This is a genomic window from Bacillus salipaludis (assembly GCF_030938565.1).
Classification (GTDB): domain Bacteria; phylum Bacillota; class Bacilli; order Bacillales; family Cytobacillaceae; genus Neobacillus; species Neobacillus salipaludis_A.
Map to the genome: position 1 here is coordinate 370194 of NZ_JAVGVR010000001.1, position 14441 is coordinate 384634.

12 protein-coding genes are annotated in these 14441 nt (G+C 43.2%); 1 reads left to right on the plus strand and 11 read right to left on the minus strand.

The genetic code is table 11. The features are described from left to right. Nucleotides 1–104 precede the first annotated feature (104 nt). From rho to RCG21_RS01785, 6 genes are all read right to left on the minus strand, one after another. The gene (gene rho / locus RCG21_RS01760) at nt 105–1370 is read right to left on the minus strand and encodes a transcription termination factor Rho (protein WP_026572663.1); all 1266 of its coding nucleotides are present in this window, start codon (nt 1368–1370) and stop codon (nt 105–107) included. Nucleotides 1371–1663: 293 nt separating this feature from the next. Beyond that, entirely contained in the window at nt 1664–2626 is a 963-nt protein-coding gene (gene glpX, locus RCG21_RS01765) for a class II fructose-bisphosphatase (protein ID WP_026572662.1), read from the minus strand. Between the two features lie 100 nt (nt 2627–2726). After that, nucleotides 2727–4013: a UDP-N-acetylglucosamine 1-carboxyvinyltransferase gene (gene murA, locus RCG21_RS01770; protein WP_133332911.1), complete on the minus strand. Its 1287-nt coding sequence runs from the start codon at nt 4011–4013 to the stop codon at nt 2727–2729. A gap of 204 nt (nt 4014–4217) precedes the next feature. Next, complete coding sequence (gene fsa / locus RCG21_RS01775) at nt 4218–4868, minus strand: fructose-6-phosphate aldolase (RefSeq protein ID WP_026572660.1); 651 nt, start codon at nt 4866–4868, stop codon at nt 4218–4220. Between the two features lie 148 nt (nt 4869–5016). Next, nucleotides 5017–5871, minus strand: a complete 855-nt coding sequence (locus tag RCG21_RS01780; protein WP_133332910.1) for a class II fructose-bisphosphate aldolase — start codon at nt 5869–5871, stop codon at nt 5017–5019. Between the two features lie 233 nt (nt 5872–6104). Further along, nucleotides 6105–6476, minus strand: a complete 372-nt coding sequence (locus RCG21_RS01785; protein WP_133332909.1) for a response regulator — start codon at nt 6474–6476, stop codon at nt 6105–6107. Between the two features lie 162 nt (nt 6477–6638). Between RCG21_RS01785 and RCG21_RS01790 the strand changes: the two genes are divergently transcribed. Next, nucleotides 6639–7160 carry a DUF2529 domain-containing protein gene (locus tag RCG21_RS01790; RefSeq protein ID WP_133332908.1) on the plus strand — a complete coding sequence of 174 codons (522 nt, stop codon included), beginning with the start codon at nt 6639–6641 and terminating at the stop codon, nt 7158–7160. 345 nt (nt 7161–7505) lie between these two features. On the opposite strand, the gene pyrG is transcribed toward RCG21_RS01790, so the two are convergent. From pyrG to RCG21_RS01815, 5 genes are all read right to left on the minus strand, one after another. After that, entirely contained in the window at nt 7506–9098 is a 1593-nt protein-coding gene (pyrG, locus tag RCG21_RS01795) for a CTP synthase (protein ID WP_133332907.1), read from the minus strand. A 245-nt stretch (nt 9099–9343) separates the two neighbouring features. Then, a complete protein-coding gene (rpoE, locus tag RCG21_RS01800) occupies nt 9344–9916 on the minus strand; it encodes a DNA-directed RNA polymerase subunit delta (RefSeq protein WP_308912836.1) in 573 nt (190 codons plus the stop codon). Between the two features lie 236 nt (nt 9917–10152). After that, entirely contained in the window at nt 10153–10362 is a 210-nt protein-coding gene (locus RCG21_RS01805) for a hypothetical protein (RefSeq protein ID WP_133332905.1), read from the minus strand. 124 nt (nt 10363–10486) lie between these two features. Then, entirely contained in the window at nt 10487–13747 is a 3261-nt protein-coding gene (gene icmF / locus RCG21_RS01810; RefSeq protein ID WP_308912837.1) for a fused isobutyryl-CoA mutase/GTPase IcmF, read from the minus strand. Next, a complete protein-coding gene (locus tag RCG21_RS01815; RefSeq protein ID WP_235824705.1) occupies nt 13731–14378 on the minus strand; it encodes a TetR/AcrR family transcriptional regulator in 648 nt (215 codons plus the stop codon). Before RCG21_RS01815 ends, icmF begins: the two co-directional genes overlap by 17 nt. Nucleotides 14379–14441 lie beyond the last annotated feature (63 nt).

The following is a 14441-nucleotide window of genomic DNA, read 5'->3' on the forward strand; positions in this document are numbered from 1 at the left end:
TACGCTCCTGCGGGGTCTCCCCTGTTCCGTACTCCCACAGGAGTCTTCGCGTCTTCCGCTCCAATCAACTGTGTTAAAAATCATACTGTCTTTTGAAAATCGCCCTACGAACGGCGGGACTTCATTTCCTCGCCCAGCTGCGCAAAGAACTCCTCGTTTGATTTTGTTTGTCTTAGTTTTTTCAAGAAGCGCTCGGCAAAATCTGGTGAATCAGACATCGATTTACGAATCGCCCATAATTTATCCAAATGATCTTTTGGAAGAATAAGCTCTTCTTTCCGTGTTCCAGAACGACGGATATCGAGTGCAGGGAAAATCCGGCGCTCAGCAAGTGAACGATCAAGGTGCAGCTCCATATTACCGGTACCTTTAAATTCTTCGTAAATAACATCATCCATACGTGATCCAGTATCTACCAACGCTGTAGCCAAAATCGTTAAACTTCCGCCCTCTTCAATATTACGAGCGGCACCGAAGAAACGCTTTGGACGGTGGAAGGCAGCCGGGTCAATACCTCCGGATAACGTTCTTCCGCTTGGCGGAATCACCAGGTTGTAAGCACGAGCCAGACGAGTAATACTATCCATCAAAATCACGACATCACGTTTGTGTTCAACAAGGCGCATCGCGCGGTCTAACACAAGCTCGGCCACTTTAATATGGTTTTCCGGCACTTCATCAAAGGTTGAGCTGACAACATCTCCGGCAACGGAACGTTCAATGTCGGTAACCTCTTCCGGACGTTCATCAATGAGCAAGACAATTAATTCCACATCTGGATGGTTCGTTGTGATACTGTTAGCGATTTCTTTTAACAGCATTGTTTTACCAGCCTTTGGCGGAGCAACAATCAAGCCCCTTTGACCAAAACCGACGGGTGCAACTAAATCCATGATTCTTGTTGAAAGGGATTTTGGGGTAGTTTCAAGCTTCATCTGTCTATTTGGATACAGAGGTGTTAACGCTGGAAAATAAACGCGTTCCTTCGCGGATTCCGGGTCTTCCCCATTTACAGCTTCTACATGTAATAACCCGTAATAACGTTCATTTTCTTTAGGAGGACGAACCTTACCTGAAACTTTATCACCATTCCGAAGATCGAAGCGGCGGATTTGCGATGCAGAAATATAGATATCTTCGGAACTCGGCGAATAATTAATCGGCCGGAGGAATCCAAATCCTTCTGACTGGATAATTTCCAGAACACCTTCCATGAAAAAATAACCCTGCTGTTCGGCACGAGCTTTTAGGATGGCAAAAATTAATTCTTTTTTCGTTAATTTGCTGTAATAGGTCACTTTATACTCGCGCGCAAGCTCATAAAGCTCCTTCAGCTTCATGTTTTCTAAACTTGATATTGTTAAGTCCATTTGTACACCACTCTATTTGATTTTTTCGTCCGCAGGTTATATTAATATTAATAAAATCGGCGGGGAATTGTTATGATTTTCTTCACACCAATTTGAGTTATATGTGATTGGAGGATGAGAAAGTAAATGAAGAAATGAATAGAATTGTAGAAAGTTTTGTGTCTAAAACAATTTCTATTGTACCCCCTTTGCGAAAAATTAATCAACTATTATTTAGGAATTGGAAAATTTTAGAGAGGAGGAGTTTTTAGAAAAGAGACTAGACCTTTGCGGGTCCAGCCTCCCTATCATTTTTATTTAATGACTAAATTCGGTTTCTTTTTCAAGCTGTGACGGCCGTCGATGAATCTGACTGTTCCTGATTTCGCCCGCATGACAACGGAATGAGTAGAACCATGAGATCCTTTAAATTGAACACCGCGCAATAATTCTCCGTCCGTTACACCGGTCGCAGCAAAAATCGCGTCATCGCCCTTTACAAGGTCCTCCATGCGAAGAACTTTGTTGACATCAAGCCCCATTTTTATACAGCGTTCGATTTCAGCGTCGCTTTGCGGCACTAATTTTCCCATTAACTCGCCGCCAAGGCATTTTAGGGCAACAGCGGAGATTACCCCTTCAGGTGCGCCACCGGAACCAAATAGGATGTCCACGCCGGTATTATCGAAAGCTGTATTGATTGCTCCCGCAACATCACCGTCATTAATCAATTTGATTCTTGCACCGGCTTCACGAAGTTGTTGAATAATATGTTCGTGGCGGGGACGATTTAAAACCGTTGCAACCACGTCTTCAATATCTTTATTTTTCGCTTTAGCAACTGCCTTTAAATTGTCAAGAACAGATGCATTGATATCGACAAGACCAACTGCTTCCGGTCCTACCGCAATTTTCTCCATGTACATATCCGGTGCATGAAGAAGGTTACCATGGTCAGCAACCGCAAGAACGGCAAGGGCGTTCCAACCGCCTGATGCTAAAATATTGGTTCCTTCAAGCGGATCGACTGCGATATCCACACGGGGTCCATAACCATTTCCAAGTTTTTCACCGATATAAAGCATCGGTGCCTCGTCCATTTCGCCTTCCCCAATAACGACGGTTCCCTTCATTGGAACGGTGTCAAACACGTCACGCATTGCTGTTGTTGCAGCACCGTCTGCTTCGTCTTTTTTTCCGCGGCCCATCCATCTAGCGGAAGCAAGTGCTGCTGCTTCTGTTACACGGACAAGTTCCATTGATAAACTTCTTTCCATCAGTTCCATCCCCCAATTCTCTCACCCGAGAGCTGCCTAAGTTGTGTACTAGTACTGTAAGTTTCTTGTTCCAATGGCCGAAAAAACTATTTTTTAAAAATCATGTATTCTTATGGTGTTCTAATTCTTCCTTCGTTAACGCTTCACGCCAAACCGTAGCGCCCAAGCCGTTTAATTTTTCGACAAGTTCACTGTAGCCGCGGTCGATATGCTCGAGCCCGGTTACCTCAGTAATTCCTTCCGCCATCAGACCAGCGATGAAAAGAGCTGCCCCTGCTCTCAAGTCGCTTGCTTTCACCTTCGCCCCCTGAAGCTGAACAGGACCGTTGATGATTGCCGAACGCCCTTCTACTTTAATATTGGCGTTCATTCTTCTTAACTCATCAATATGTTTAAAACGGGCACCATAAATGGTATCCGTTACAACGCTCGAACCTGTGGCCCTTGTTAATAGCGTAGTAAACGGCTGCTGCAAATCGGTTGGAAATCCAGGATAGACGAGGGTTTTAATATCCACCGTCTTTAGATTAGAAGCACCCGAGACAAACACTTGATCATCACCGGATTCGATTTCAACACCCATTTCTCGAAGCTTGGCAATCAATGATTCTAAATGCTGCGGAATCACATTATCAATGAGAACCCCGTCGCCAGCCGCGGCAGCTAAAATCATATAAGTCCCCGCCTCAATCCGGTCAGGAATAATCGTATGACGGCAACCGTGAAGACTGTCAACACCGTCAATCCGAATCACATCGGTTCCAGCACCCTTAATTTTCGCACCCATATTGGTTAAAAGAGTTGCAACATCAATAATCTCCGGCTCTTTTGCCGCATTCTCAATGATGGTCCGCCCTTTTGCGCGAACGGCTGCAAGCATGATATTAATCGTTGCGCCGACACTGACGACATCAAGATAAATCCGTGCACCGCGGAGCTCGTCCGCCCGTAAATAAATGGCGCCTTGTTCATTCGTGATACTAGCACCTAATGCTTCGAACCCTTTAATATGCTGATCAATCGGGCGCGGGCCTAGATGGCAGCCTCCTGGAAGCCCAATAACTGCCTTTTTAAAGCGGCCCAGCATCGCACCCATCAAATAATAGGATGCACGAAGCTTTTTAACCTTCCCGTTTGGCAGTGGCATCGAGATCATTTTCGATGGATCGATGGTCATTTCATCCTCAGACAGCTCAACCTTTCCGCCAATTTCTTCGAGCAAGTCTTTAAGAATGTCTACATCCGAAATATGTGGCAATCCTTCAATGGTTACTGGTGATTCCGCCAAAATCGTCGCTGGAATAAGGGCAACAGCGCTGTTTTTGGCTCCACTAATCCTTACGGTACCACGAAGTGGGTAACCGCCCGCAATCTTTAGCTTTTCCATTTTCGACTCCCTTCTAAGCCTTTCTCACGTCCTACACATGGGTCGACATATTTTAATTAATGCCAATAACGGCTTTAGGTAATTTTTTCCAATAACAATAAGCATATTTCGACAGCTTGTCTATCCTCTAGTTTACACGAAAATTCTATTTTCATGTATTAATATTAAAAAAAGTTACATCAAATTACTGGAAATTTTGCCGAATTACGCGTTAGAACGAGCATTCCAATCCTTTAAGAAGGCTTCAATTCCTTTATCGGTTAATGGGTGGTGGAATAAGCCCATCAATACTTTATATGGAATTGTCGCAATATGTGCCCCTCTTAAAGCCGCTTCTGTCACATGAATTGGGTTGCGGATGGATGCTGCAATAATTTCGGTTTCAAGACCGTGTACAGCAAAGATTTCAGCAATCTGTGAAACTAGGTCTAGTCCCACTTGACCGATATCATCCAATCTTCCGAGAAATGGTGAAACATATGTAGCTCCTGCTCTAGCTGCTAGAAGTGCCTGATTAGCATTGAAAATCAATGTTACATTTGTCTTAATGCCTTCTTGTGAGAAAGCATGAACCGCTTTTAACCCATCAGGTGTCATTGGAACTTTAATTGTTACATTTGGTGCGATGGTTGCAAGTTCTTTCCCTTCACGAATCATCCCTTCTGCATCAAGGGCAATAACTTCTGCACTTACAGAACCAGGAACAAGGCTGGCAATTTCTCTAATCCGATCGGGAAATGAAATATTTCCTTCTTTTGCGACAAGTGTTGGATTTGTCGTAACACCTGAAAGTAAACCAAGCTCATGTACTTCACGGATTTCATCTAGATTTGCTGTATCAATAAAAAATTTCACAACGTTTCCCTCCAATTTTTCGATGAATTTCGGCAAAATTTTCAGTTTTTGTCGAACACACTGAAACCGCCCTCTTTAGGAAGGGCGGTTTCGCTTTCATTGACAATCGTACACTATTTCAATAGCCTATTTCAAGGGTATACAAGAATTAAGCTTTTTGAGAGGAACCAAATTCACGCATTTTGCCAATAACGGTTTCTTTAATGGCATCGCGTGCAGGTCCTAAGTATTTACGTGGGTCATATTCATTTGGTTTTGCAGCTAATACTTCGCGAACAACTTTCGCAGAAGCAATTTGGTTTTCTGTATTTACATTAATTTTCGCTGTTCCAAGCGAAATCGATCTTTGAATATCTTTTGTTGGAATTCCAGTACCACCATGAAGAACTAATGGCACACCTGTAAGGTTTCCAATTTCTTCCATTTCTTTAAATCCAAGGTTTGGTTCCCCTTTGTAAGGACCATGAACAGAACCTAAAGCAGGAGCAAGGCAATCAATACCAGTACGTTTCACTAATTCCACACACTCATTTGCATCCGCATAAATAATGCTGCCGGAAACATCATCTTCCTGACCGCCAACTGTTCCAAGTTCAGCTTCAACTGAAACACCTTTTGAATGAGCATACTCAACCACTTTAGTAGTCGTTGCGATGTTTTCTTCAAATGGATCATGAGAAGCGTCAATCATGACAGAAGTAAAGCCTGCATCGATTGCTTCTTTACATTTGTCAAAGCTAGAGCCGTGGTCAAGATGAATCGCAACAGGAACGGTAACATTGTAATCTTCCAATAGTCCTTCTACCATTTTTACAACAGTTTTGAACCCGCCGATATAACGTCCTGCACCCTCAGAAACACCAAGAATAACCGGTGATTTTTCTGCTTCAGCAGCTTGAAGAATAGCTTGAGTAAATTCTAAGTTATTAATGTTAAATTGCCCAACAGCATAGCCTTCTGCTTTTGCTTTTTTGAGCATTTCGGTCATAGAAACTAAAGGCATTTTTCTTCCTCCTTAATTTAGGCTGGTATCTTTTCGCAATAGACTTCCATATAAAGGTTTTCCCTCTATTTTAAGGATTATGTATGTTTCGAAAAGATTTGACTACCAGAAAAAGTTCATATGTATCATATCAAAAAGAAGGAGGAATTACCATCAATCTATCCCAATTTTTAAAACTGTCATAATGAAAGCGCAAACAATAGTAGTACAGTTTTTTCAGTATAATAATAGGCTTAATTCGCTTTTTGCGGCATGTGTTTCTTCACTGCAGCCCTGATGTCATCAATATCAAAGGGCTTCGCAAAATGAGTGATGGCCCCAAGATCCTTCGCTTCTTGAATCATGTCCAATTCACCATAAGCGGTCATGATGATGACGCGAATTTCCGGGTCAATCACTTTCATTCTTTTTAAAATTTCAATTCCGTCCATACCAGGGATTTTCATATCTAAGAGAACGAGATCTGGGTCATGCTTGTTTACAATATCAAGGGCCTGGATGCCATTCGCTGCCTGATAAGTTTGATACCCTTCCTTTTGGAATACCTCATTAAGTAAAATTCGAATTCCAAATTGATCGTCTACGATTAATATTTTCTCTTTCATAACTCCACCTCTTCCCGTTTGATGTGTTCCTTTTAAATACTATATATTAGTTCAATTCCATATATAATTCTACATTTATTTTGAAATTCCTGCTAATATCAATTGTTATTTTTGCATTTATGCAAAAAAGTCTATAATGAAAGTGCTAAAAGGAGGGTTTTTATGTTAAAAATGTTTACTACTCAATTAACGGGTTTGTTTAAAAAAATTGATGAAAAAGAAGAGTTTTCCTTTGAGGATGGGGCACGATTGCTGGCCCAGGCACCTGTTGGCGATGGAACCATCTATCTTGTCGGATTTCGTGAGATGAAGGCGGTAGAGTTTGAAGCCTTGGAGGGTGCGGAGCCGCTTAAGAGTGCCCAAGTACTGGGTAATTTGACTTCGGTAACCGATGCGGACCGCGTGTTAATTTTTACAAGAACTTCAGCAGATGAGGCGGCCATTACGCTTGCTGGAGTGCTTCAGGAAAAAGGAATTCCGTTTGTCGCGGTTTCAAGTGTGGGGGAGGAAGCGGGACCGCTTGTAGAACTAGCGGATGTTCATATTGATTTGGGGATGAAAAAGGCGCTGCTTCCCGATGAATTTGGCGGACGCTACGGATATCCGTCTTCGATGGCCGGATTGTTCGTCTATTATGGTTTGAAGTTTACGATTGATGAGATTTTAGGGGAATATGAGGAGTAGTTTTGGTCGGATTCTTTTAAAGTGGAAAGTATTTTGATGGAACCGGAGAGTATTTTTCCAAAAGCGGAAAGTATTATCGGAAAACTGGAAAGTAAACACAAATTCCTTTTCAAAAATAGTATTTTATTGAACGAAATCTAGTAAATCCATCTTTAATTAGGATAGAAAGTTACCTTCGCCAGGCTTTTGCCTGGCATTTTCATTGTATTTGTCCATAAAACAAGTGAAGTGGGAAGTATTTCATACAAACCGGAAAGTAAAAACCTCCAAATGGAAAGTACGTACCACAACCCTTCCCCCACAAAAAAGGACCACTCCCTACAACAAGGAATGGTCCAAAAAAACTTATTTCAACGTCGCACGAATAAAGTCGCGGAAAAGCGGCTGTGGACGAGTTGGTCTTGAAACAAACTCTGGGTGGAACTGGGATGCCACGAACCAAGGATGATCTTTCAGCTCGATAATCTCCACTAATCGGCCATCAGGGCTTGTTCCGGAGAACACAAGACCTGCCTCCTCCATCTCCTGACGATATTGATTATTAAACTCATAACGGTGACGGTGGCGCTCATAAATCACTTTCTCTTCATAAGCACTAGACGCCTTCGTATCCTCCACAAGACGTGCCGGATACAAACCAAGACGCAATGTACCGCCTAAATCCTCAACATCCTTCTGCTCAGGAAGTAAATCAATAATTGGATAATCAGTATCTGGAACAAACTCAGCAGAATGTGCACCCTTATGTCCAAGAACATTACGGGCAAATTCAACTGTTGCCAGCTGCATACCTAAACAAATTCCAAGGAACGGCTTCTTATTTTCACGTGCATAGCGGGTCGCTTCGATTTTCCCTTCAATACCGCGGTCACCAAAGCCGCCAGGAACAAGAACACCATCAACATCACTCAATAACTCAGCAACATTCTCAGCTGTCACATCTTCAGAATTAATCCACTTAATTTCTACATCTGCATCAAACGCATAACCGGCATGGCGCATCGCTTCGACAACGGAAATATACGCATCTTGAAGCTCCACATATTTTCCGACGAGGCCAATTCGAGTCTTGCTTGATAAGTGAAGAACCTTATCCACCAATGCATTCCACTCGGTCATATCCGGTTCCGAAGTCACCAATTTCAAGTGATCGCAGACAATTTGGTCCATGTTTTGTTCTTGAAGTGCGAGCGGTACAGAGTAAAGCGTGTCCGCATCACGGCACTCAATTACTGCTTTTGAATCAATATCACAGAACAAGGCAATTTTATCCTTCATATCCTGTGAAACCGGCATTTCCGTACGAACGACAATAATATTTGGCTGAATTCCAAGGCTGCGAAGTTCTTTTACACTGTGCTGTGTTGGCTTGGTTTTCATTTCACCAGCTGCTTTGATATACGGAATCAATGTACAGTGAACATAAAGAACATTGTCACGACCGACATCATTTTTAATTTGACGAATGGCTTCAAGGAATGGCAGTGATTCAATGTCACCAACTGTTCCGCCGATTTCGGTAATAACCACATCCGCACTCGTTTCGTTGCCAGCACGGAATACGCGGTCTTTAATTTCATTGGTAATATGCGGAATAACCTGAACCGTTCCGCCTAAATAATCGCCGCGGCGCTCTTTGCGCAGCACGCTGGAATAAATTTTTCCGGTCGTTACATTGCTATACTTGTTTAAGTTAATATCGATGAAACGCTCATAGTGGCCTAGGTCCAAATCTGTTTCCGCACCGTCATCCGTTACGAACACTTCACCATGCTGATACGGACTCATGGTTCCCGGGTCGACGTTGATGTACGGATCAAATTTTTGAATCGTTACGTTCAATCCACGATTTTTTAATAAACGTCCTAAAGATGCTGCAGTAATCCCTTTTCCAAGCGAGGATACTACGCCGCCTGTTACAAAAATATACTTTGTCATAAATGATTCCCCCTCATATTTACAGTTTGTACATTATCCAGATAGTTTAAGGCATTTTTCAAAAAAAATTCGCCTTACCCTAAGGTGATTGGTTGACGGGGAAGTGAAACTTTTTTACCCCTAAAAACAACAAAAAAGCGCTCCACTTACATAATGTAAGGGAGCGCATATCATCAAAAATTGAATCGTTCCTTTTTTAAGGAGCCCAAAAAAGATAATACAAGGGTGGCGATGAAAAGTCAAGACTATTTCAAGTCCTCATCCTCATCTGCTAATTCATCCTCATCTTCGTCCAGGTCCTCATCGAGTTCTTCATCGTCGAGTTCAAATTCCTCATCGTCCTCAATGACCTCTTCATCCTCATCAAGCTCATCGACGTCGTCAAGCTCATCAAAGACATCTTCATCTTCAAGAACTTCATCCTCATCGTCGGTATAATCGTCGAGATCATCGTATTCCTCTTCATCGATCTCATCGTAATCGTCAAGCTCATCCTCGTCGACAACTTTCTTCGCCTTTTTCTTCTTCGGTTTCACAACTGTAACAACTTCTTCTTCTTGCGTATCAACCGGATACCAAACGCGAAGTCCCCAGCGGTTTTCCCCTAACGATAGAAAACGGCCGTCAATATTAATATCAGTGTAAAATTGCGCAAGCTTTGACCGTATTTCCTCTTCCGAAATACCGGCAGCAGCTGAAATCTCTTTTACTAATTCATGAAATGAAATCGGCTGCTTGGTATTTTTTAAAAATTCAAAAGCCATTTCAATAAGGGAAAGCTCTTTTAATTCCTCTTTTGAGTATTGTGCTAAACTCAATATTGGCACTTCCTTTCTCTATTTAACACTCTAATAGAGTGAATAACGGGCATTTGTCCTTGTCTAGTTCCAGCGCCTAGGGGCTCTAGGTCATAAGCCAATCCGTCAAGAAGGTTAAAGAACAACCTTCTCGCCGGCTCGTCTTATGCTTGTCGCCCCTGAGCAAGGCGCTTCCACTTTTCTATCAAAATAACATATTCTTCATTATAAACAAATTCCTACCGTTTATGCTAGTTCTATCTGTTGTTTCGCTTGATTTTTTGCCTTTTCTGCCTCTCTGGATTCATTTCCTTATTCAATCGCAGCTTTTTCGTCTCTTTGACCGAGACCACCAGAAAAAAAATCGCCAGCAGCAGAAACGAAACCGCCCCTAGCTGGAGCTCATAGAGATAATATAAGGGCCAGGCAAAAACAAGTAGAATTCCAATCATATACGTCATCTTCATTTGTTCCACCACCCGGAGCCTTATTATGTAACAACTATGATTATATAAGAAAATTTTTCATTTGGAAAAAAACTTTTTGACAGAAATAGACAATGGCCACTAAATAAGCCATTGTCTACCAAAGTCACATATTTCTTCTATACTGCCCGCCAACCTCGTATAGCGCTTTTGTAATCTGTCCAAGACTCGCTACTTTGACTGTCTCCATTAATGCCGCAAAAATGTTGCCATTGTTGACCGCTGCAGCTTTTAATGCCTTTAATGCCTGTTCTGCCTCACCCGAATGGGCTCTTTGGAACTCGCGCAAATTATGAATTTGCAGCTCTTTTTCTTCCTCCGTTGCTCGGGCCAGCTCCATGTTGTCTACCTCTTCCTCAGATGGAGGATTTGGATTCAAATACGTATTGACCCCGATAATTGGCAATTCACCCGTATGCTTTTTCATCTCGTAATACATTGACTCATCCTGGATTTTTCCGCGCTGGTACTGCGTTTCCATTGCACCGAGCACCCCGCCGCGGTCATTAATCCGCTCGAATTCCTGTAAAACTGCCTCTTCGACAAGATCTGTCAGCTCTTCAACGATAAACGAACCTTGAAGCGGATTTTCATTCTTAGTTAAACCATGCTCTTTCGTAATAATCATCTGAATCGCCATCGCTCTTCTTACAGATTCCTCGGTTGGAGTCGTGATCGCTTCATCATACGCATTCGTATGAAGCGAGTTACAGTTATCATGGAGTGCCATTAACGCCTGAAGTGTTGTTCGGATATCATTAAAGTCAATTTCCTGCGCATGCAGTGAACGCCCGGATGTTTGGACATGGTACTTCAGCTTTTGACTGCGCTCATTTGCACCATATTTATCGCGCATCACCGTTGCCCAAATGCGGCGGGCAACGCGGCCAATTACCGTATATTCCGGATCTAAACCATTCGAGAAGAAGAACGAAAGGTTTGCTGCAAAATCATCAATCTTCATGCCGCGGCTCAAATAATATTCAACGTACGTAAACCCGTTGGATAGGGTGAACGCCAATTGTGAAATCGGATTCGCCCCTGCTTCGGCAATATGGTAGCCTGAAATGGAAACGGAATAATAATTGCGCACCTGATGGTCTATGAAATACTGCTGAATATCTCCCATCATTCTTAGTGCAAATTCCGTGGAGAAAATACAGGTGTTTTGTCCCTGATCTTCTTTTAAAATATCAGCCTGCACCGTACCGCGGACGGTTTTCAACGTATAGGCTCTAACCTCAGCAAATTCTTCTACCGTCAACACGCGGCCAAGCTCCGCTTCTTTTTTCTGAACCTGCTGGTGAATCGCTGTATTCATGAACATCGCCAAAATAATCGGCGCCGGACCATTAATCGTCATCGAAACCGATGTGGACGGATGACATAAGTCAAATCCATCGTACAACTTTTTCATGTCGTCAAGCGTACAAACATTGACGCCGCTCGTACCGATCTTCCCATAAATATCCGGACGGTGATCCGGATCCTCCCCATAAAGGGTAACCGAGTCAAACGCTGTACTTAAGCGTTTTGCCGGATCATCCTTTGATAAATAGTGGAAGCGGCGGTTCGTGCGCTCCGGTGTCCCTTCCCCGGCAAACTGCCGTTTTGGATCCTCTCCTTCGCGCTTGAACGGAAATACTCCTGCAGTGTACGGAAAGGAACCAGGTACATTTTCGCGGTACACCCAGCGAAGGATTTCGCCATAATCTTTATATTTCGGCAAAGCCACCTTTGGAATATCGAGACCAGAAAGACTCTTCGATTTTAATACTGTAATAATTTCCTTGTCACGAATTCTCGTTATGAATTGATCCTTCGAATACGCTTCCTTTGTTGCTGACCAGCTGTTCAGGATTTTCTTCGATTCCGGTGTCAGCATCTCTTCCGTTTCTTGTTTGATTGCTTCTAAAGAAGCAACAATTTCACTGCCAGCCTCACGTTCCTTCACAGCAGCAATGGCCCCTTCAAGCTGGAACAGTTTTCGAGCCAAGTCAGCCTGTTCTTCCGCCTTTTTATGGTAACGGCGCACGGTATCGGAAATTTCCCGTAAGTAATAGCGGCGGTCGGTTGGAATAATGACACTTTGTTTTTCGACCTTTGCATCCTTAGTAAAGGATGTTTCCCAATCTGAAGCCATTTTTTCATTAATTTTTTCAACTAATGCTGCAAAAAGTGCGTTGGTACCGAGGTCATTAAATTGACTGGCGATTGTTCCATATACCGGCATTTCGGATGGATCCTTTTCGAACAGCATATGACTGCGCTGGTATTGCTTTTGCACATGGCGCTTCGCATCCTCTGAACCTTTACGTTCAAATTTATTGATTACAATAAGATCGGCAAAGTCGATCATATCAATCTTTTCAAGCTGTGATGGCGCTCCGAATTCACTTGTCATCACATACATGGATAGATCACAAATCTCAGTGATTTCCGCATCTCCTTGGCCGATTCCACTAGTTTCCACTATAACGAGATCAAATCCGGCTGCTTTTACCACTGACACGGCATCCTTTATCGCCAAGGATAATTCCGTTTTCGATGATCGAGTCGCAAGACTGCGCATGTAGATATTCGGTGAAAAAATCGCATTCATCCGAATCCGGTCACCCAGCAGCGCCCCGCCCGTCTTTTGTTTTGTTGGATCAACGGATAATACCGCTATTCTTTTATCTGGAAGCTCGTTAATAAAACGACGAATCAGTTCATCTGTCAGCGAGCTTTTTCCAGCACCGCCTGTACCGGTAATCCCGACAACCGGAATGGCCTTTGTTAATGTTTTAACTTGATCGAGAACAAGCTCTGCCGCTGCAGCAACTTCTTTATTGTCATCCACATGAAGCTCCGCAAGCGTGATCAGCTTGGCAATCGCATTAACATCGCCAGTTTGTAATTTTTCAATCTGCTCCGCCGCATTGGTTGTGACGGTAGGGAAATCGCATTCCTCAAGCATGCGGTTAATCATCCCTTGTAGGCCCATCTTCCGGCCGTCCTCCGGTGAAAAGATCCAAGCAATTCCATAATCATGAAGCTCCTTGATTTCTTTTGGGATAATAACGCCGCCCCCGCCGCCGTATATGCGGATGTTCGGTGCGCCTTTTTCCTTTAGTAAATCATACATGTATTTAAAATATTCCACATGGCCGCCTTGATAAGAGGATATGGCAATTCCTTGTACGTCCTCTTGAATCGCTGCGTTTACCACCTCTTCTACCGAACGGTTGTGGCCGAGGTGGATGACTTCGGCCCCGCTTGATTGAAGAATTCTTCTCATAATGTTGATTGAGGCATCATGCCCGTCAAAGAGGCTGGATGCGGTGACAAATCGGATGTGATGTTTTGGCTTATAAATCTCCATCATGCTCCCCCTTTAGCTTCATTCCGGATAAAATTAACTCGGTTTGCAGTTCAATGTATTCATCGATGGTATATAATTTCTGAACGGACCAGCGGCGGAAGCTCCACATATGCCCGTCGACAATTATGTTGTGGGAAATAAGCTTTAACTGTCTTTCTGATAAATCAAGCTCACCATTTTCCACACATAAGACCAGCAGCTTTTCAAACATCGCGGCCATTTCCATTTCTTTGTTCAGTACGTATGGCAAAGCGTCCTTCGTTAACGATTTTACTTCCTGGTACATGACGAGAAACTCATCCTGCATCTCATCTACCACCCGGAAGTAGTTCGCAATCCCTTGCTTTAGATTCGCTAATGTCCCCTGTTTATTGTCGAGGTCTTTTTGCAGGCGATCACTGACATGCTCGTAAATGCTGTCACAGACAAGATAAAGGACATCTTCCTTCGAGCGGATATATTCATAAAGCGTACCAATACTGAACCCAGCCGCTTTTGCAATTTCCCTCGTTGTCGTCCGGTGAAACCCCTTTTCCTTAAACAGTGTAACGGCCCCTTTAATCATTTGATCACGTCTTTTTTCAACCAGACGTTCATCCTTGACCGAAGCCTGTACTTCCCTTTTTATCGTCACGTTTAAAACCGCCTTTTGATCCCGGCACCCTCCTAAAAAGCAGGTGCTCCAGTTTTCCTGCCT